Consider the following 19,225-nt stretch of genomic DNA (forward strand, 5'->3'; position numbering starts at 1 on the left):
CTGTTCCTCAGTGCGACGCAGGACGTCCACACGAACAGCCAAGTAGCACAACAGATGTCGCCGATGGGACGGGTCCGGATCAGCGGGCACCAACCATCTGAGAACCGGCGCAGGGTCGGCGCACTCCCTCCGGGGGCCACCACACCAGGCTTCACCTGAACGAAACGAAGGTTCACCATGTCTGCAGCTCTGTCCACCATGTCCCGTACGAAGAAGGCACTCATTGGCGCAAGCACCGCCGTGGTTGCCGGGGTCGGCATGTCGGCGATGATGGCCGGGCCCGCCCAGGCCATTCCCTACTACCAGAAGGCGTGTGCGTTCGACGCCCGGAGCAACACCGCATCCAGCGGCTGGCAGCCCGTCAACTCGGTGGTGCGGGTCAACAACGGCGCCACCGGTCGCTACGTCGTGGTCAACTTCAACGCCGACGCGGGCGTCAGCAGCCTCGCCGAGATCCGGCTCGGCTACCGCGTCGACGCCGGCGGGATCCAGACGCCGGGCGCCCAGAACTTCGCCAACTACACGCAGTACTGGCAGACCCGTCACAGCATGGTCGTGCTCTATGTCCCCGCTGGCTGGCACACCATCCGTCCCTACTGGCGGATCAGTGGTTCCGTCGGCAAGAGCGGCGTCATTGCCGCGCGCTGCCTGACTGCGGAGGGCTACACGGCCTGACGCCGGAAAGGGCCCTCGCAACGGGGCGTCCGAATCGAACCGCTCTCGCCCAAGACACGGCGGGGGCGGTTCGGTCGTCGGCCGAGCATTCTGTCGCGCTTCGAACCGCCGAGGACATGTCGGCGAAACAGGTGGGCAACGGGGGCGGAGCACACTGGGTGCATCGACGCGACCCCTTCACACAACGCCGCCGCTGGCATGGCCACGGTGGAGGCGAACCGCGCCACGATGCCCGACGTCGAATGGCGCTTCCTACTGCTCTACACGGTGGCGTACATGAGTACGTGCCTGGTGTTTCTCGCGCCCTTGCTGGTGAGCCTGGCACTGAAGGTGAACTCGCTCGTCGGGATCGACGGGGCACCCAAAAGCCTTGCGCTGGTTGCCGGTATCGGTGCCGCCGTGGCAGTCGTCGCCAACCCCTTCTTCGGCAAGCTCAGCGACCGCACCACCTCCTCGCTGGGTATGCGCCGGCCGTGGATCGTGGCCGGACTCGCGGTTGGCTCCCTGGGCGTCCTCATCGTCGCGGCGGCGCCGACCATCCTGCTGGTCCTGCTGGGATGGTGCCTGGCGCAACTGGGTTTCAACGCGCTGCTGGCCACGATGGTGGCGGTGCTGCCCGACCAGGTGCCGTCCACCCAGCGCGGGATGGTGGCCGGAGTTCTCGGCGTGTGCCTCCCGATCGCTTCGGTGGCGGGCACGTTCCTCGTCAAGCTGTTCACAGGCCACATGCTCGCGATGTTTCTCATGCCGTGTCTCGTCGGCGGGCTCTTCATCCTGCTCTTCGCGGTGACGTTGCCGGACCGTCGACTTGACCGGGCAGACAAGCCGACGTGGTCGGTGCGGGAGCTGGCCATCACGTTCTGGGTCAGCCCGCGCAGGAGCCCGGACTTCGCGTGGGCCTTCGCCAGCCGTTTCATGTTCGTCCTTGCCTTCGCCTTTCTGACCACCTACCAGGCGTACTACCTCTTGGACCACCTCGGGAGCAGCGAGGATGCTGTGCCGCAACAGGTCTTCCTGGGCACCCTCGTCCAGTCCGTCGTGCTGGTCACGGCGTCGCTGGTCGCGGGGACGCTGTCGGACCGCACGGGACGGCGAAAGGCCTTCGTCGTCACAGCCTCGGCAACCTACGGCTTGGCCATGTTCTTCATCGCCGCGGCCAGCAGCTTCAACGGCTTCCTGGTCGGCATGGCGGTCGCCGGGTTGGGCTTCGGCATGTACATGGCCGTCGACCTCGCCCTCGTCGTGGACGTTCTACCCGACCCGGATACCGCCGCGAAGGACCTTGGCGTGCTGAACATCGCGGGCGCATTGCCCAGCGCTGTCGCGCCGGCCATCGCGCCGGCCATCCTGGCCCTGAGCGGGGGGAGCTACTCGGTGTTGTATGCCGTGGCGGGACTGAGTGCGTTCCTCGCCGCGGCGTCGATCCTCCCCGTCAAACGGGTTCGATGAGCTCGTCCGGGTCGCGGTGGTCCTTGACAGGCTAACGGTGTTAGCCCAGTATGGTTCTTCAGTGAGCTAACACCGTTAGCCACATCCCTGAGGAGAACTGCCATGAAGAACGTCACGACGGTCATCGACATACCGGCCACCCAGGAGCGGGTGTGGGCGACGCTCGTCGACACCGCGGCATACCCGGCCTGGAACCCGTTCATCACGAAACTGTCCGGAGAGCTTGCCACCGGCCAGCAGCTCGAGGTCAGGATCGCGCCGCCCGGCGGTCGAGCCATGACGTTCAAGCCCACCGTGACCCAGGTCGAGCCAGGCCGCCGCCTGGAGTGGCTCGGCACCATGGGCATCAAGGGCATCTTCGACGGCCGACACACCTTCACCCTGGAATCCTTGGGAGACCAAGGCACCCGGCTGACCCAGTCCGAGGCCTTCAGCGGCCTGCTGGTTCCGCTCACCGGCAAGGTGTTGGCCCGCACCCGAGCCGGTTTTGAGGCCATGAACGACGGACTACGGCAGCGTGCGGTGTCGGGCAAAACCGCATGAGTCGCCTGGAGGAGATCGTCGACGTCGCCCAGAGGTTGCTGGAGGACGAGGGGCCGGACGCCCTGTCAATGCGACGTGTTGCGGGCGAGCTCGGTGTCAAGGCCCCTTCGTTGTACAAGCACGTCGATGGCAAGGAGCGGATCGAGGCGGAGCTGCAGGAAAGGGCGCTGACCCAACTGGCGAGTGCCTTGCACCTCGCCGTCGATCTTCGCGCCCTGGGCCGCGCTTACCGCCAGTGGGCGCTGGCACATCCATCGCTCTACGAGCTGACGACGAGGAAGCCGTTGCACCGCAACCAGCTTGGGGAGGGCGTGGAGACTGCTGCGTCAGCACGCCTGGTGGCACTGAGCGGCGGGAACGTGGACCGGGCGCGTGCGCTTTGGGCTGCGGCCCACGGGCTGGTCGACCTCGAGCTGGCGAACCGGTTCCCCGAAGGGGCGGACGTCCAGGCTGCCTGGGATGAGCTGGTGGCGGCCTTCGATCCCGCTGGCGACAGGTGCGAGAGCTCCGGGCCAGGGGAGATCGTGGACGGGCCGGACTCTGCGCGCGCCTGACGAGGCGGTATCGCGTTGCCGCGAATGCCCACCTCGCGGATTCCGGCCTGCCAGCGCCGGGCGTGCCTCAGCGCGGCAGAGGGTTCGGGCCGGTCGCGGTCACGAGCCGCTGGGGCACCCAGTCGTCCACGTGATGGAACCCGTCGTCGAACGGGCCAGCATCGAGCTCTACGGACGCCCTCAGTGAAAGTCGATAGAACTTCACGTGGGTGAAGTCCTCGAACAAGATGTACACGGGGTCGGGTGTGCTGTTCGGGCCCTGGAACTGCTGTCCCGTCAGGACGGGCTTGTGGGCTTCGACGAAGGCGTCAAAACTGTCGCCCACCACGACGCCGAGGTGCTCCAACCCCATCTTGTAGACGCGCTGGTGCACAGGCGGGATGAGCTCGATGAGCGGGACGACCTTGCCGTCCAGGACTTCGAGCGGTTCGGTGGGAACGATCAAGGAGATCGGCCGGCCGTTCCAGACGTTCTCGCGATTGGCGACCGCGTGGCGTTCGAGAAGACTCCGAACGTGCGTGTACTGGTCCCACTCCGGCACCCGGACGGCGAGGTGGCTGAGGGGGTACTGGCCGATGTCGATGCCACGGGCGAGAAGGCGGTCGCGCTGCTGCGCGGCGAACGCCCGATAGTCCCCGATGATGTCGCCCACCGGATCGGCCATCCCCGCCTCCTCTCGGCCATAGCGTAAGACGCTTGTGCTCAGGCTGTCGCCAAAGGGAGGCAATCAGGGTCGTGGTCAGGGGGGCGGCCCGGTGGCCCGGTCGGGCGGTTCTTCGGCCATCCCGTCAAACTTGCTGGGCCAAGCCGACAACATGACCCTGAGGGTCGGCGATCAGCGCGAATGACACTCCGGGAACGCTGACCGGCTCCTGTACGACGCGTCCGCCGAGGCGAGTCGTCTCGGCGATGGCGCCGGCCATGTCCTCGACGCCGACGAAGAACGTGACCAGGTCGCCGTCGCCCTGAAGCGGGCTGATCGCGGTGTAGAGGGCGCCGGGCACCCCTGTCTCGACAAAGGTGTAGCCGGGGAAGGCGCCTTCGGTTGGGTAGGTCCAGCCGAACAGCTCGCCGAAGAATGCCCTTGTTGCGTCGGGGTCGCTCGAACGGATCTCGGCGTGCACGATGGAATGGCTCATGATGACCTCCGGTTCTGCGGGGCCACCGGGCGTGGCCTTCAACCAGATGACGTTCGAGCCCGTCTCCAATCGACAGTGCTCAGCGACCAGCTCGGCCTGGCGTCCGGTGGGTGCATCAATCCGCCGCGAGCCGGGCGTCACGTCACAATGCGCCGAGATGACTTCGTGCTCGCTCGACTGCTAGCGGCAAGTCAAGGCCGTAGGCCCAGCGTCCTGTAGCAGCAAACGCCTCCAGTCTCTCCGCAGCGCGGTCGAACAGTCGGTCGGCCCCAACCTGATTTCCGCGTGCTGCGTGCGTGACCGCAACACAGACTTGCGCAAGGCCCTGCCACAGGTCCCGTTCCTCGATCGGCCCGGCCTTCCAACGCGCCTCCAAGACCTCGTGCGCGGCGAAGGGACGTCCAGCCGCCACGAGTGCTCGAGCTGCCTCGAGGGTGTCTTCTGGCGGAAGAGGCTCCTCCGACACCGGCTCGACGCCTTCTGCTCCGTAGGGCAGCGGTCGACCCAACGCGTCGCGAGGCCTCGCCTGGCGAGCCCGGCCTTCGGTATCCCGGTCACGATCACGTCCTGTCATGCGGTCAGTCTCCCAAGAACCGAGACCACTCGCCGCGTAGGGCGCGGGTCCAGGTCGCCACCGATCATCAAGGCCTGACAACCTTTCAGCACCACTGGGCTCATCGACTTCGTCTACCACCCAGCCGACACAACGGTGACACCCATCAAGATCCCGCACGACGGCATTGACGTGTGTGCCGCCATGGGGCTCTGAGCACGCGGTCATCGCCCTGCTCACTGGGCGGTTCAGGTGGTGCCCCCGGACCCACCGCTTGTCGGTCGCTTAGTTACGTCCCTGGGGGCGAGGGGGCCACGCCTGGGCGCCCAGCTCCCGCGACACGGATCGGGCCGTGTCGCGAACCAGGTCGCGCGAGTCGTGGCGGGAAACGTCGCCGTCTGAGGGGATCACGACCCCTACGGCCCCCACGGCCTCTCCGTACGAATCGAAGACCGGGCTCGCCAGCGAGCTCTCGCCGAGCACAGCCTCGTCCTGCTCGAGGGCGATGCCGGTCGACCGGATCACCTCCAGCTGCTCGCGAAGCTGGTCGGCGGAGGTGGTCGTCTCGCCGGTCATGCTGCGCAGCTCTCCTGAGGTCAGCACTCGCTTCTCATCCTCTGGGAGGAAGGCGAGCAGAGCCTTGCCGAGGGCGCTCGCATGCGCCGGGATGACGATGCCCACCTCCGGCATCTGGCGACTGCCGTCCGGGCGCGGCTCGTGGTGGATGATCACGACGTCGTCGACGAGCAGCACGCCGGTGCGTACGGCAAGACCGGTGCGCCGGGCGAGGTCCTCGGCCCAGGGGATGGCCTTGGACCGGAGCTCCAGCGTGTCGAGATAGACGTTGCCCAGCCGAAGAACGGCCGGGCCCAGCTGGTAACGGCTGGAGCCGCGCTCCTGGACCACCATCCCGTGCTCGACCAGGCTGCGGACGATTCCGTGGGTGGTCGAGGGCGCCAGATCGAGGCGGGCGGCCAACTCGGACAGGCTCATCCGTCGAGCGCCCTGAAGCGCGCTGAGAACCTTGATGGCGCGATCGACCGATTGGATCACGTATGTCCTCTTCGCTGTGACGTAGTTCACGAAAACCCTTGCCTCCTAGTGAATCACAGGGGTAGCCTCCAAATCACGTTCGACAATATCGAATGAAATTCAGACAACTTGCAAAGGGGCAAGGGCGATGCTTGACGAGACCACCCTCCTCCAGCGTTTGGGCGCTGAGGTCATCGGAACCGCTTTCCTGGTGTTCATCGGCGTGGGGTCAGTCCCCGCCACCCTGATCGTCAACGGCAAGGCGCCGTTCACCATGGCCGACCTGGGGGTCATCTCCCTGGCGTTCGGCACCGTGGTCGTTGCCACCGTCTACGCCTTGGGGCATGTCGGTGGCAACCACATCAACCCGGCAGTCACCCTGGGCCTGGCCGCCTCCGGCAAGTTCCCGTGGGCCCAGGTGCCGGCCTACATCGGAGCCCAGGTCGTCGGGGCGATCGTCGGGGCTGCCGCGATCATCGGTGTCCTGGGACACAAGGCCAGCGACGTCGGTCTGGGTGTTGCCTCGTACGGCGACATCAGCTGGCTGCAAGCCTTTACGGCCGAGTTCGTGGGCACGTTCATCCTCGTGTTCACCATCTTCGGCGTCATCCACCGCAAGGCCGCCGCGGGGTTCGCCGGCGTGGCCATCGGCCTGGTCGTCTTCGCTGCCATCATCCCTGTCGCTCCGGCAACGGGCGCATCCATCAACCCGGCTCGTACCGTTGGTCCCATGCTTGTTCAGCAGCTCGCTGGCGGCGAGGTGAAGTGGCACCAGCTCCCGGTGTACCTCGCGGCCGAGCTCCTCGCCGGAGTCGTCGCCGCCCTGCTGTACGGCCTGCTCACCCGCACTCCGGCTGACCGTGCCGTCGCGGCTCCCGGGCTGGATCTCGGCGACCCCGACGCGCAGGCCGCCATCTCCCGTCAGACCAGCACCGTCTGACCGTCCCGAACCCGTTTGACTGCGAAAAGAGACTCTGATGAAGAAGTTGATCAACGACCCGAACGACGTCGTGGTGGAGGCACTGCGTGGCATCGAAGCCGCCCACCCTGAGCTGCGGGTCGACCACGAGAGCAAGGTCATCTACCGCGGAGACGCTCCGAAGAGAGGCAAGGTGGGCATCATCTCCGGCGGAGGGTCCGGACACGAACCGCTCCATGGCGGATTCGTCGGCCTGGGCATGCTCGACGCGGCGTGTGCCGGAGAGATCTTCACCTCGCCCGTACCTGGGCAGATCTTGGCCGCGACCAAGCTGGTGGACGGAGGCGCAGGGATCCTGCACGTCGTCAAGAACTACACCGGCGACGTGATGAACTTCGAGATGGCGGCAGAGATGGCGGCGGCGGAGACCGGAGCCCGCATCGTCTCCGTGGTCACTGACGACGACGTGGCGGTCCAGGACAGCACCTGGACCGCGGGGCGACGCGGAGTCGGCGTCACCGTGCTCCTCGAGAAGATCGCCGGGGCGGCAGCGGAGCAGGGTCGCGACCTCGACGAGGTCGCCCAGGTCGCCAGGACCGTCAACGAGAACGGCCGAAGCATGGGCCTTGCCCTCACCTCGTGCACCGTGCCGGCGGCAGGGCGCCCGACCTTCGACCTGGGCGACGACGAGATGGAACTCGGTGTCGGGATCCACGGAGAACCGGGCCGGGCCCGGCTGCCGCTCGCCCCCGCGAGCGACATCGCCTCACTCCTGGTCGAGCCGATTCTCGCCGACCTGCCGTTCGCCCGGGGCAACCCCGTCATCGCGTTCGTCAACGGTCTCGGCGGCACCCCGCTCATCGAGCTCTATGTGATCTTCAACGAGGTCCAGAAGATCCTCGGCGGCCGGGGACTGCCCATCGCCCGGTCGCTCGTCGGCTCCTACATCACCTCACTCGACATGGCCGGCGTCTCGGTCACCCTCCTCAGGGTCGATGACGAGCTGCTCTCCCTCTGGGACGCTCCTGTCAACACTGCTGCACTGAGATGGGGCATCTGAGCATGAGCGACACCGTGACCACGGCGGTCTTCGAGCAATGGGTGCGCGGGTTCGCACACCTCATCACCGCCAACCGCGAGCACCTGACCGAGCTCGACGCAGCGATCGGCGATGCCGACCACGGGTCGAACATGGACAGAGGCATGAAGGCCGCCGTGGCTGCGCTCGATGAAAGCCGGCCGCCGACGGCGGGCGCGCTTCTGACCAAGGTGGGCATGACACTGGTCTCGACGGTAGGCGGAGCCAGCGGGCCACTGTTCGGGACGCTCTTCATGCGAATGGGCGGCTCGCTGGGGGCCGCCGCCGAAACGGTCTCCGCAGACGATGTCGCAGCGGCGCTGCGAGCCGGGCTCGGGGGCATCGTCGATCGAGGCAAGGCCGCCCCCGGCGACAAGACGATGTATGACGCTCTGGCGCCTGCCGTCGATGCGCTCGAGGCAGCGCTCACGGACAACGCCTCCCTGGCTACCGGGCTCAAGGCGGCCCGGGATGCTGCCGCCGCGGGTCGCGACGCCACGACCCCCATGCTGGCGCGCAAAGGGCGGGCCAGCTACCTCGGTGAGCGGAGCGTGGGCCATCAGGATCCAGGGGCGGCGAGCGTGGCGCTGCTGCTCGAAGCTGCAGCAGATGCCGCCTCCTGAGACAGCCACCCATCGAACACTCACGTTCAGCACGACGAGCAGCGGAGGGCAGTGACAATGACCGAGGGCAAATCCGCCAAGCCGCCCGCAACAGACAGCGAGTGCCGGGTCGGTCTGGTCGTGGTCTCCCACAGCCGCGCGCTCGCCCTGGCGGCCGTGGCGCTGGCGGGGGAGATGCTCCATGGCCGCCCAGTGAAGATCGAAGTGGCAGCCGGTCTTGACGTCACGACCTTCGGTACCGACGCCGTCAGCATCATGCAGGCCATCGAACGGGCGGACGGCCCAGGCGGCGTCGTGGTCCTCATGGACCTCGGCAGCGCGGTGCTCAGTGCCGAGCTGGCGCTCGACCTGCTACGGGACTCCAGCATCCGCGATCGTGTGACGCTGTCGCCGGCCCCTCTCGTCGAAGGGCTCATCGTGGCCGCCGTCGCCGCGGCGGGTGGCGCAAGCAGGGCAGAGGTCGCGACTGAGGCGCGGAACGCGGTGATGGGTAAGGCCGCGCACCTGTCGCCCCCGGAGCCCGGAGTCGCGCCCGAGCCGGACGACGAGGCGCAGGCCGTCGTCGGAGTATTTTCGGTGGCCAATCCCCACGGCCTGCACGCTCGACCGGCGGCCCGACTCGTGAGCGAGGTGCGCGCTCTCGATGCGTCGGTCCAGCTGAGGAACCTCACCACCGGCGCCGGGCCCGTCCCTGCAGCCAGCCTGAGTCGAGTGGCGACGCTGACGGCTCTGCAGGGTCACGACGTCGAGGTTCGTGCCACCGGGCCGCAGGCTCAAGAGGCCGTCGAGCACGTCCTGGCCCTCGCCGGGCGACGGTTCGACGAACCCCCCGAGCAGGTCCCAGCTCGACCTGCTCTGCCCCGACCCGCCCCCCGCCGCAGCGGACCGCTGCCAGCCTCCCCGGGAATCGCGATCGGCCAGGTCCGCCGCCTGAGCGCCGCGCCCGTCGATCTCGATGGACACCCCGCAGGGGAGCCGGCCGCGGAATGGCGGCGGGTCCTGGAATCGGTGGCGACCGTGCGCCGTGAGATCGAGCACGTCCGGATTCTCACCGAACGGGAAGTCGGGCCCGACAAGGCCAGCATCTTCGATGCGCACCTGTCCCTCCTCACCGACACCGAACTCCTCGGCGACGTCAAGGCACGAATTCGCCCCGGCACCGGCGCGGTTGCCGCCTGGGCCGGCTCACTCGCCGACATCGAACGTCAGTGGGCCGAGCTTCCCGACCCCTACCTCAGGGAGCGAGCCGCCGACGTCCACGCGGTCGGAGAGCAGGTGTTGCAGGCTCTGACCGGCCAACCAGCCCGCCGGATGACGGGAGAGGGTGTGCTGGTTGCCAGCGACCTCACGCCCGCCGAGACCGCCGGCTTGGACCTCGCTCTGGTGACCGGAGTGGTTCTCGCCCAGGGGAGTCCGACGTCGCACGCGGCAATCTTGGCGCGGGCCCGCGACATCCCGGTCGTCGTCGGGGCCGGTCCCGAGGTGCTGGGGATCGCCGAAGGCAGGACGATCCTCCTTGACGGCGGTACCGGTGCCCTGCACCTCGACCCGGCACCCGAGCTGATCGAGGAGTACCAGCGCCGGGCCGCAGAGGCCGCACAGCAACGCGTTCGGCAGGTCGCCCTGGCCGACCAGCCTGCGGTGTCCCGTGACGGCACGCGCATCCTCGTCGCTGCCAATCTCGGGTCATTGAGCGACGCGCGTGCCGCGCTCGCGGCGGGGGCGGACGGCGCCGGACTGGTGCGCACGGAGTTCCTCTTCCTCGACAGGACCGCCGCTCCCGACACCAACGAGCAACAGAGCCAGTACGACTCCATCGCCGCGGCCATGGACGGTCGGCGCATCACCCTGCGAACCCTCGATGTCGGCGGTGACAAGCCACTGCCCTACCTGCCCATGCCACACGAGGCCAACCCGTTCCTCGGCCAACGCGGCATACGGCTGAGCCTGACGCACCGGGACCTGCTGCGCGAACAGATGGCCGCCATCTGCCACACGGCGCGTCACTCACCGACCAGCATCATGCTGCCCATGGTGTCGACGCCCGACGAGCTGATCGAGGCGCGACAGGTCCTCATCGAGGCTGCCGGATCATTGGGCCTGCCTTCGGGTCTTCAGATCGGCACGATGATCGAGGTCCCCTCCGCTGCGCTCAAGATCGAGGCCTTCCTGCCCTACGTCGACTTCGTCAGCATCGGCACCAACGACCTGACCCAGTACACCCTGGCGGCCGAACGTGGGAACGGCGCCGTGGCAGCCCTCTCAGACGCCCTCGACCCGGGTGTGCTCCGCCTGATCGACCACGTCTGTCGAGTAGTGAATGGGCGAATCGACGTTGCTGTCTGTGGCGAGGCCGCTTCCGACGAGCTCGCCATTCCGGTCCTGGTGGGGCTCGGCGTGCGAGAGCTCAGCGTCTCGCCTCCCGCGGTGCCCAGGGTCAAGGCGGCCATCCGTCAGCTCAACGTAGAGCAGTGCGCGTCCCTGGCGGGGCAGGCGCTCACGTTGCCCGGCGCCAACGAAGTCCGCAAGCTCGTCCTCGCCAGCATGGCGGAGACGCAGGGCGACCCGGAATCAGGAGCCCGGACCGGAAGTCGTGTCGAGACACGATGACGTCGTCCTGCGCCGTGAATGCCGCCATCATCGTGGCAACCGTCGCCCTGACCGGCGACAAGGTGTTGGCCCTGATGTAGAGGTGATCGGGGGTGTGGCCGCACTCTGTTGGCTCGGGCTGGGAGCTCTTGCACAGCAACGGACCATGCTGCGGCTGTCGCTGGAGACCGACACGGAGTCGGGACAGCTCCCGCTGCGCCAAGGACGGGCGATCGGCTGGTTCGCTGAGGCGCTCGAACCCTTGGCCGCTCAGCTCGGCGCTGACGGCGTACGTCGTCTGGCCATCGCGGTCCGGGCTGTGAGCGGGATCGAGTCGCTGGTCTGGTTCACCGACATCGCCGGCCTGACGCGCGAAGCGGCCGTCGAACAGATGGTCTGGTCAGCCGTTGCCTTGGTTCGTCGTGCCGCCCGGGGCGTCTGAGGAGCGGGCGACGAAACCCCGGGAGTCATCCCTGGTCATGGACCGCAAGAGCCGCATCGAGGGTCGGGTAGAGCTGGAGCACCTGATTCAGCCCACTGAGGGTGAGCAGCGTCAGTGCCCGCGAGGACGCGTTCGCGATCCGAAGCGAACCTCCTCGCTTTCGGAGGGTCTTGTGGTGCGTGACGCACATGCCGAGGGCGCTGGAGTCGAGGAATGTAACGGCATGCAGGTCCAGGATCAGGTCTCGGTGCCCGTCGATCGTCTCCTGCATGGCCGCCCTCAGTGCAGGCACCGTCTCGTGGTCGAGCTCACCCGCGACGCGCACTACCGGGATGTCGCGACTCACGTCGATCGACAATGTCATGTTCACGTCTGCCCCACTCTCGAACGACCGCGGCAAGAATACTGTGCCGCCACGTGCCCGTCTGCTACTGCGGCGCCCGGTGCAAGCCTAGGAGCGGAGAGACACCGGTGGTCCAAACGCTGTCTGGTTCATTCACGAGGGTGTCACCATCGATCGTCTTGCGACGACTCGCGCAAATGTCGGGCATGGAGGTCTGTGAGGGTGCACGATCATCCAATGAATCGGGACGCGCCCCTTGACTACCGCGCGGTCTTTGACGCCCTTCCCAACCCGTGTGCGCTACTCAGCCCGGACCTCAAGATCCTGGATGTGAACACTGCCTATTCGGGTGTCGTCGGCCGCACGCGACGCGCCCTTGTGGGGCGTGACCTTCTAGACGTGCTGCCGGCAGGTTCGCTTGAGTCTCTCGCAGGCGCCGCGGATCAAATTCGCGAATCCCTGGAGCGTTGCCTGTCCACCGGTCGGCCGCAGGTCCTACCCATGCAGCGCTACGACGTGCGAATCGACACCGCACCACAATCGCCCCCCGCCACGCGCTACTGGATCAGCACGGCCACGCCCATCAAGGGTCCGGCGAATGGGGTGGTTGCGCTCTTGCACAAGCTCCAAGACGTGACCCCCGTGGTGCTGTCCATTGCCGCCGACTTCGGCGCGACAGCAGGGCTGTCGAGCCTGAACCTCGAGCAGCACTCCGATCTGTTCGGCTTGGCGCGGGAACTGCAGACTGCGAACGCACTCCTGCGGGAGGCCGAAGACCGCGAACGCACGACAAGCCTGACCCTGCAACGTGCGATGCTCCCGGCCAGCATCCCCGAAGAGGCTCGTGAGCGCGTTGCGGCGCGGTATCTGCCCGCCAGCAGCTCCCTGAGTGTCGGCGGCGACTGGTATGACGTGGCCGCGCTGCCAGACGGGCGGCTAGCGGTCGCGGTGGGCGACGTCGTGGGTCAAGGACTCCAGGCGGCTGCCGTGATGGGTCAGCTACGCAGCGCCCTGAGTGCCGTGACCGTTGCCGACGTGGGACCCGCAAATGCCCTGAGGGTTCTGGACCGGTTCGCTCGACAAATCGAGCAGGCGACGGCAACCACGGCCGTCAAAGTCGTCCTCGACCTGCAGCTGCACACCGCGACCTACAGCAGCGCGGGCCACCTGCCCCCACTGCTGCAACACAACGACGGCAGGATCGAGGCCCTGGATCAGGCCCTCGGTCCACCGCTAGCCGCTACCGCCGAAGCCGACCCCCGCCCGCAGGCAGCCGTCCACTTCAGCCCCGGATCCAAGTTGGTCCTCTACACCGACGGCCTCATCGAGCGCCGTAGTGAAGACATCACGCAGGGCCTCGCTCGCCTCGTTGCCTGCCTGGCCGCCCACCCCGGCCTGGGCCCCGAAGCCCTGATCGACACCATCGTCACGGCCGTCCTTGAACCTCAGTCCGCACCCGATGACACCGCTGTTCTGATCATTGAGCTGTAGCAATAGACGATCACGAGCCTGCCGCCTTTGCGGATAACAGGGGTTCGAGTCCTTCGCCTGCCGCTCCCGAGGCTCGGACACGGCTGGAGTATCGACAGCGGAGGGAATTTGAGCGGCCGAGCCGGGGCCCGTGTACCTGCGGAAGACAATGGCTTGTCGGAGCGGCTCGCACCGTGAGCGGCCATCCGGTGGCCTTGCGATCTTCAGGCGTACCGGAAACGCGCAGGTCAGGTTGCGAAACGCCCAGAACGACGAGTAACAACCAGCACCAACTGCACGCCTCCAGCAACAATGGGAGCGCCACCCGGTGTGAGCTCTCATCTACGCCGGAACCGGGGAAATGCTCCGCGAGCTCACTCTCGGCCAGCGAGGAACTACCAACCCCTCGGCAGACCACCCGGCCCCCAACCAACAACCAGAAGGCCGGACCCAAAACCTGGGTCCGGCCTGTCCGGGATCCCTTGAGAGATCACGATGGTGCGCCATCAGGGACTCGAACCCCGAACCCGCTGATTAAGAGTCAGCTGCTCTGCCAATTGAGCTAATGGCGCGCGAGGAGAGACCTTAGCAGGACGAGGCGGGCGGGGTGAAATCGGCTGACGTCACGACTCATTCGCCCGGATCGTCGCCGGATCGCCGCCTGCCGGAGGCGACCAGCGCGGTCCCGCCAGCAAGGGCGAGAGCCGCGACGCCGACGGCCAACCCGATCCGCAGACCGCGGCCATTGCGGGCTTCCCCGGAATCGTCGGCGAGGGTTGGCGCCGGGCTTGCGACGGCCGTGGTGGAGGGCGCAGGAAGCGGCGTGGCCGACGGGGCGTCGGTCGCGGTCGCCGAAGCAGCGGCGGCTGCCACCGTGAACGTGGTCTTGTCAGAGACCGGGTGTCCGTCCTCGCTCACGACGCGGAACGCGACGGTGTATCGGCCGTTGGGAAGATCGGCCTCCAAGACCTGGGTGACCGTGACGCCGTCGACCACCGCCCTGCCCGCGGACACCGCACCCTGTGGTCCGGTGACCGTCACGGTCGCAAAGCTGGTGCTGATGGGCTCGTCGAAGGTCAGCACGACCCGCGTCGGCGCCTTGTCCACCGAGGAGCCGTCCTTGGGGGAGACCGACGTCAGCGCCGCGTGGGCGTCGGCCCCGGTCGCCATGACGATCGAGCCGAGCACGCCCAGCAGCAGTCCGAGGATCGCCACCCAGACACCGATCCGGATCGTCCTGCGCTTGCCCTCGGAGTCCATGTACACCCGACCATCCTGCCGGACGGAGGGGGGAGCCGGTCCAGCACCCTTGAGTCGGACCGCGAGAAGGGCGCCAGCAACTCCCTGAGCCAGTTCGCGCGTCAGCCGGCCTCTCGCACGAGCCCCTCGACGTGCCACACAACCCCGTGGCGGGCATGGACCGCCGTGAGCCCGCGTTCGCGCAGCACCGCGAGCATGGCCTCGGGCGGGTGGGTGAACGTCTTGAACGGACGACCGATCAGTCGCAGCGCGGCGTTCTGCGACCAGACGAACGCGCGTGTGCCGACGTTGCGCGGAGGGTGGCTGAACACGAGCAGGTGCCGCGTGTGGTCGGCGGCGGCGCCCAGCAGTCGTTCGTAGTCCGGATAGCAGCAGACGACTCGGTGCAGCACGACCACGTCGGCCATCTCGACCTCCTCCGGAGCCTCGACGATGTCGTGCAGCCGTCGCTCCATGCGGTCGGCGAGGCCGGCTTCCTCCGCCAGCGACCGCGCCGGACCGTCGTAGGCCGCGACCAGCTCGAGGTTGGTCGTGTGGGCGGCGCCGCGGCGCAGCAGCTCGAGCTGCATCTCGCCGACACCGCCTCCGATCTCGAGGACCGAGGCCCCCGTCAGCCCACGCCCGGCCAGGAAGTCGACCATGTCGCGCTCGGTCGAGCCCAGCCCGCGCTTGCGGTAGCGACGGGCCACTCGCCGGGCGAAGCGGGGCCCGAAGATCTTGTCGTACCCCTGGGGGTCACAGCAGCCCGGCATGTGCCCAGTCTCCCGTCACCGGACCACGAGCACCAGAGCACGACGAAGGCCCCTGACCATCCCGGTCAGGGGCCTTCGGTATGGGGTGAGCGACGGGGCTTGAACCCGCGACCCCCGCGACCACAACGCGGTGCTCTACCAGCTGAGCTACGCCCACCATGCGTCACGACCGGACAATGCCGGCCGCGGAAGCGACGCCAATAGTACCCGTTCCGAAGCGGTGCTCGTGACCACCCCGGCAGACCAGCGAGTCGGTGCGGGACGCGCCGTCCATGACCCGGCGGCATACCCAGGGTGTCGCTCGTGGGTCAGCTGTGGTTGACCACGTGCCGTGCCGCGATGCCCCTGGCCGTGTCGCTGTCGGGGCCCGGGGGTGCCACGAAGACAGCCTCGCGGTAGTAGCGCAGCTCGGCGATGGACTCACGGATGTCGGCGAGCGCCCGGTGCCCCCCGGACTTCTTGGGCGAACCGAAGTAGGCGCGCGGGTACCAGCGGCGCGACAGCTCCTTGATCGAGGACACGTCGATGATGCGGTAGTGCAGGTGGGCCTCGAGCTCGGCCATGTCGCGGGCGAGGAAGTTGCGGTCGGTGCCCACGGTGTTGCCGCCCAGCGGAGCCTTGCGCGGCTCGGGCACCCACTCGCGGATGTAGGCGAGGACCTGCTCCTGCGCGTCCTCCATGGTCGTGCCGCCTGCCAGCTCGTCGAGCAGCCCAGACGTGGTGTGCATGGTGCGGACGAAGTCGTCCATCTGCACCAGCGCCTCGGCCGGGGGCGTGATGACGACGTCGACGCCGTCGCCCAGCTGGTTGAGCTCGAAGTCGGTCACGAGCGCCGCGACCTCGATGAGGGCGTCGGCCTCCAGGGAGAGCCCGGTCATCTCGCAGTCGATCCAGACGATGCGGTCGTTGACGGAGCGGTCGGTGGGGGTGGCAGTCACCGGACCACCATATTGCCCTGTGGTGACAGGGCGGCGCCGCGGCCGCCTCGACTACCCTGCCCGTCATGAGCTGGGGACCAGAGCAGAGGTATGCCGCGGACGCGTCGCCCGCGGGTGGGCGGGGGGCCGTGCCGTCCTCGCAGGGGGCCACCGGCGGGACCGGTCGCGGCAGGCTGCGCGGCTGGCTGCTGGTGGGCCTGATGGTGGTGGGGTTCGGGCTGGCCGCGATCGTGCTGTCCGTCTACTACGGGGCGACCCTGGGCCTGGTGACGACCCTTCTGGCCGTGGTGCTCGCGGCCATCCCGCTCGGCATCGTGATCCCCACCTTCCTCTGGCTGGACCGGTTCGAGGCAGAACCGTGGCGCTACCTCGTGACGGCCTTCCTCTGGGGTGCGCTCGTCGCGGCACTGGCAGCGGGGGTCTTCAACACGGGGGCCAATGTCGCCTTCCAGGCCGCCACCGGTCGTGACGACGACGCGATGCTCGCCACGGCCGTGTTCTCGGCGCCACTGGTGGAAGAAGCCTGCAAGGGGTTGCTCGTCCTCCTCGTGTGGTGGTTCCGGCGTCGCGAGTTCGACGGGATCATCGACGGCATGGTCTACGCCGGCGTGGTGGCAGCCGGCTTCGCGTTCACCGAGAACATCCAATACCTCGGGATGGCCTACGACCACGGTGGCGACGCGTCGCTCACCGGCACGTTCATCGCGCGCTGCCTCTTCACCCCGTTCGCCCACCCCATGTTCACGGTGCTCACCGGCATCGGCATCGGGATCGCCGCCACGACCCGCAACCGCGTGCTGAAGGTCCTCGCTCCTGTCGGTGGCTACCTGCTGGCTGCGCTGTCCCACGCCGTGTGGAACCTCGCCGCCATCACGGGGGGAGCGGGGCTGCTGTCGGTCTACCTCCTCGTGGAGGTGCCGATCTTCGTCGCGTTCGTCGCCCTGGTGATCTGGGCACGTCGCCGAGAGGGGCGCCTGATCGGCCGCCACCTGAGCGAGTACGCCGACGCCGGCTGGCTGTCGCCGAGCGAGGTCCACATGCTCTCGACCATGAACGGGCGTCGGTCCGCCCGGGTCTGGGCGAGGACCGCTGGGGGCCGGGCCATGCTGCGGTCGATGCGCCGGTTCCAGGACTCCGCGAGCGAGCTGGCCCTGCTCCGGGCACGGATGCACCACAGCGCTGCCGACGAGCGCGCGCTGGAGACCGAACGTGACCTCTTGCAGACCATCACTGCCAGCCGCAGGGACTTCCTCGGGGCGTACTAGCGTGCAGCGGGTGCGCACCCTCGAGATCGCTGCGACCATCGGCCCGGACCTCATCACGCTCCGGCGCGAGCTGCACCAGATCCCCGAGGTCGGGATGTCGTTGCCCCTCACCCAGCAGGCCGTGCTCGACGCACTGGCCGGACTGGACCTCGAGATCACCGTGGGGGAGTCGCTCTCGTCGGTCGTCGCCGTCCTGCGGGGTCGCGGAGGTGCGGGGCGCCATGACGAACCCGGGCGCGGCGGGCGGCCGGTCGTCCTGCTCCGCGGGGACATGGATGCCCTGCCCGTCAGCGAAGACCTGCCGCTGGAGTTCGTGTCACGCCACCAGGGCCTGATGCACGCGTGCGGTCACGACCTCCACGTGGCGGGCCTCGTGGGCGCCGTGCGCATCCTGCACGAGTTGCGCGACCAGCTCGCCGGCGACGTCGTGTTCATGTTCCAGCCGGGCGAGGAGGGCCCTGGCGGCGCGAAGCCGATGATCGACGAGGGTCTGCTCGAGGCGGCTGGGAGGCGCGTCGACGCGGCATACGCCCTGCACGTGTATTCCTCCGAGCACCCTCTGGGGACGTGGTTCGGGCGCCCGGGGCCGCTCATGGCGGCGGCCGACGAGGTCAGGGTGCGCGTCGTCGGCGAGGGTGGTCACGGGTCGCAGCCGTTCCGTGCCAAGGACCCGATCCCGGTGGCGTGCGAGATCGTCGTCGCCCTCCAGACCCTGGTCACGCGCCAGTTCGACGTCTTCGACCCGGTCGTCATCACGGTCGGCAAGTTCGTCGGCGGCACCAAGGACAACATCATCCCCGACGACGCCGTGTTCGAGGCGACCGTGCGCAGCCTCTCGGAGAAGGCCAGGGCCGAGGTGAGCCGCAAGATCGAGCTGCTCGCCACCCGGCTCGCCGAGGCCCACGGTCTGACGGCGGAGGTCGAGCACCTGCCGGGCTACCCCGTGACGGTCAACGACGAGGCCGAGTACGCGTTCGCCAAGGACACGATCGTGGATCTCTTCGGCGCGGAACGCTACGCCCACCAGCGCAACCCGGAGATGGGCGCGGAGGACTTCTCCTTCGTGGGACAGCTGGTGCCGAGCGCCTACGTCAACCTGAGCGCCTGCCCTGTCGCGGACTTCGACTCGGCACCGGACAACCACTCCCCGCGAGCAGACTTCGACGACTCCGTGGTCCCCGACGGCGCGGCCTTGTTGGCCGAGCTCGCCCTGCGGCGCCTGGCGCAACTGAGTGACGAGTGGCGCTCGTCCTAGACTCTGCGCCATTGCCCCCGTAGCTCAGCTGGATAGAGCAAGAGCCTTCTAATCTCTAGGTCGCAGGTTCGAGTCCTGCCGGGGGCGCTCACGGCCATGTACGACTTCGCCTGATGCTTGACGTTTGGGCTTCGGTTGATGCCTGACAGTGTTTCGGTTGATGGTTGACACCTACTTCGGCTGATCCTTGACACTCCCTTGATGAGGGAGATGAGCGTGGCTGAGCAGCGGTACAAGGCGGTTCTGGCGGTCATCAGTGACGGCCGCACGGTGAAGGAGGTCGCGGCCGCCTGGTCGGTCTCGCGGCAAACCCTGCACGAGTGGTTGGCCAGGTACGAGCTGGGCG

21 protein-coding genes and 3 tRNA genes are annotated in these 19,225 nt (G+C 68.0%); 14 read left to right on the plus strand and 10 right to left on the minus strand.

The features are described from left to right. Positions 1-177: 177 nt before the first annotated feature. From AC1DWP_RS15005 to AC1DWP_RS15020, 4 genes are all read left to right on the plus strand, one after another. The gene (locus AC1DWP_RS15005) at positions 178-675 is read left to right on the plus strand and encodes a hypothetical protein (protein ID WP_477615275.1); all 498 of its coding nucleotides are present in this window, start codon (positions 178-180) and stop codon (positions 673-675) included. A gap of 198 nt (positions 676-873) precedes the next feature. Beyond that, entirely contained in the window at positions 874-2,124 is a 1,251-nt protein-coding gene (locus AC1DWP_RS15010; RefSeq protein WP_477615276.1) for an MFS transporter, read from the plus strand. 102 nt (positions 2,125-2,226) lie between these two features. Beyond that, positions 2,227-2,667, plus strand: a complete 441-nt coding sequence (locus AC1DWP_RS15015; protein WP_477615277.1) for an SRPBCC family protein — start codon at positions 2,227-2,229, stop codon at positions 2,665-2,667. Continuing rightward, entirely contained in the window at positions 2,664-3,221 is a 558-nt protein-coding gene (locus AC1DWP_RS15020) for a TetR/AcrR family transcriptional regulator (protein ID WP_477615278.1), read from the plus strand. Before AC1DWP_RS15015 ends, AC1DWP_RS15020 begins: the two co-directional genes overlap by 4 nt. A 67-nt stretch (positions 3,222-3,288) precedes the next feature. Here the strand turns inward: AC1DWP_RS15020 and AC1DWP_RS15025 are convergent, their stop codons facing one another. The 4 genes from AC1DWP_RS15025 to AC1DWP_RS15040 form a co-directional block, all read right to left on the minus strand. After that, positions 3,289-3,885, minus strand: coding sequence for a VOC family protein (locus AC1DWP_RS15025; RefSeq protein WP_477615279.1), 597 nt, complete (start codon positions 3,883-3,885; stop codon positions 3,289-3,291). 124 nt (positions 3,886-4,009) lie between these two features. Next, entirely contained in the window at positions 4,010-4,501 is a 492-nt protein-coding gene (locus tag AC1DWP_RS15030) for a VOC family protein (protein WP_477615280.1), read from the minus strand. A 1-nt stretch (position 4,502) separates the two neighbouring features. Then, a complete protein-coding gene (locus tag AC1DWP_RS15035) occupies positions 4,503-5,141 on the minus strand; it encodes a DUF309 domain-containing protein (RefSeq protein ID WP_477615281.1) in 639 nt (212 codons plus the stop codon). Between the two features lie 57 nt (positions 5,142-5,198). Next, positions 5,199-5,996, minus strand: coding sequence for an IclR family transcriptional regulator (locus AC1DWP_RS15040; RefSeq protein ID WP_477615282.1), 798 nt, complete (start codon positions 5,994-5,996; stop codon positions 5,199-5,201). A 97-nt stretch (positions 5,997-6,093) separates the two neighbouring features. Here AC1DWP_RS15040 and AC1DWP_RS15045 point away from each other — a divergent pair, with 97 nt between their 5' ends. From AC1DWP_RS15045 to AC1DWP_RS15065, 5 genes are all read left to right on the plus strand, one after another. Continuing rightward, the gene (locus tag AC1DWP_RS15045) at positions 6,094-6,885 is read left to right on the plus strand and encodes an MIP/aquaporin family protein (protein ID WP_477615283.1); all 792 of its coding nucleotides are present in this window, start codon (positions 6,094-6,096) and stop codon (positions 6,883-6,885) included. Positions 6,886-6,922: 37 nt separating this feature from the next. Continuing rightward, the gene (dhaK, locus tag AC1DWP_RS15050) at positions 6,923-7,924 is read left to right on the plus strand and encodes a dihydroxyacetone kinase subunit DhaK (RefSeq protein WP_477615284.1); all 1,002 of its coding nucleotides are present in this window, start codon (positions 6,923-6,925) and stop codon (positions 7,922-7,924) included. Between the two features lie 2 nt (positions 7,925-7,926). Beyond that, complete coding sequence (dhaL, locus tag AC1DWP_RS15055; RefSeq protein WP_477615285.1) at positions 7,927-8,565, plus strand: dihydroxyacetone kinase subunit DhaL; 639 nt, start codon at positions 7,927-7,929, stop codon at positions 8,563-8,565. Positions 8,566-8,622: 57 nt separating this feature from the next. Beyond that, positions 8,623-11,175, plus strand: a complete 2,553-nt coding sequence (gene ptsP, locus AC1DWP_RS15060) for a phosphoenolpyruvate--protein phosphotransferase (protein ID WP_477615286.1) — start codon at positions 8,623-8,625, stop codon at positions 11,173-11,175. Between the two features lie 145 nt (positions 11,176-11,320). Further along, a complete protein-coding gene (locus AC1DWP_RS15065) occupies positions 11,321-11,596 on the plus strand; it encodes a hypothetical protein (RefSeq protein WP_477615287.1) in 276 nt (91 codons plus the stop codon). A gap of 25 nt (positions 11,597-11,621) precedes the next feature. On the opposite strand, the gene AC1DWP_RS15070 is transcribed toward AC1DWP_RS15065, so the two are convergent. Continuing rightward, the gene (locus AC1DWP_RS15070) at positions 11,622-11,960 is read right to left on the minus strand and encodes an STAS domain-containing protein (protein WP_477615288.1); all 339 of its coding nucleotides are present in this window, start codon (positions 11,958-11,960) and stop codon (positions 11,622-11,624) included. Between the two features lie 216 nt (positions 11,961-12,176). Here AC1DWP_RS15070 and AC1DWP_RS15075 point away from each other — a divergent pair, with 216 nt between their 5' ends. Beyond that, entirely contained in the window at positions 12,177-13,430 is a 1,254-nt protein-coding gene (locus tag AC1DWP_RS15075) for a PP2C family protein-serine/threonine phosphatase (protein ID WP_477615289.1), read from the plus strand. A gap of 475 nt (positions 13,431-13,905) precedes the next feature. Here AC1DWP_RS15075 and AC1DWP_RS15080 read toward each other — a convergent pair. From AC1DWP_RS15080 to orn, 5 genes are all read right to left on the minus strand, one after another. Then, positions 13,906-13,981: transfer RNA gene (locus AC1DWP_RS15080), tRNA-Lys, on the minus strand. Positions 13,982-14,039: 58 nt separating this feature from the next. Then, positions 14,040-14,669: a copper resistance CopC family protein gene (locus tag AC1DWP_RS15085; protein ID WP_477615313.1), complete on the minus strand. Its 630-nt coding sequence runs from the start codon at positions 14,667-14,669 to the stop codon at positions 14,040-14,042. 101 nt (positions 14,670-14,770) lie between these two features. Further along, positions 14,771-15,421 carry a class I SAM-dependent methyltransferase gene (locus tag AC1DWP_RS15090; protein WP_477615290.1) on the minus strand — a complete coding sequence of 217 codons (651 nt, stop codon included), beginning with the start codon at positions 15,419-15,421 and terminating at the stop codon, positions 14,771-14,773. Positions 15,422-15,502: 81 nt separating this feature from the next. Beyond that, a tRNA-His gene (locus tag AC1DWP_RS15095) sits at positions 15,503-15,578 on the minus strand. A gap of 151 nt (positions 15,579-15,729) precedes the next feature. Beyond that, positions 15,730-16,359: an oligoribonuclease gene (orn, locus tag AC1DWP_RS15100; protein WP_477615291.1), complete on the minus strand. Its 630-nt coding sequence runs from the start codon at positions 16,357-16,359 to the stop codon at positions 15,730-15,732. Between the two features lie 65 nt (positions 16,360-16,424). Here orn and AC1DWP_RS15105 point away from each other — a divergent pair, with 65 nt between their 5' ends. The 4 genes from AC1DWP_RS15105 to AC1DWP_RS15120 form a co-directional block, all read left to right on the plus strand. Next, a complete protein-coding gene (locus AC1DWP_RS15105) occupies positions 16,425-17,624 on the plus strand; it encodes a PrsW family intramembrane metalloprotease (RefSeq protein ID WP_477615292.1) in 1,200 nt (399 codons plus the stop codon). Between the two features lie 10 nt (positions 17,625-17,634). Further along, positions 17,635-18,879 carry a M20 metallopeptidase family protein gene (locus AC1DWP_RS15110; RefSeq protein ID WP_477615293.1) on the plus strand — a complete coding sequence of 415 codons (1,245 nt, stop codon included), beginning with the start codon at positions 17,635-17,637 and terminating at the stop codon, positions 18,877-18,879. A 13-nt stretch (positions 18,880-18,892) separates the two neighbouring features. Next, positions 18,893-18,966: transfer RNA gene (locus AC1DWP_RS15115), tRNA-Arg, on the plus strand. 114 nt (positions 18,967-19,080) lie between these two features. Further along, positions 19,081-19,225: helix-turn-helix domain-containing protein (locus AC1DWP_RS15120; RefSeq protein WP_477615314.1), on the plus strand; the 145-nt coding region annotated here is incomplete at its 3' end.

It is taken from the genome of Pedococcus sp. P2_F6 (assembly GCF_056403675.1).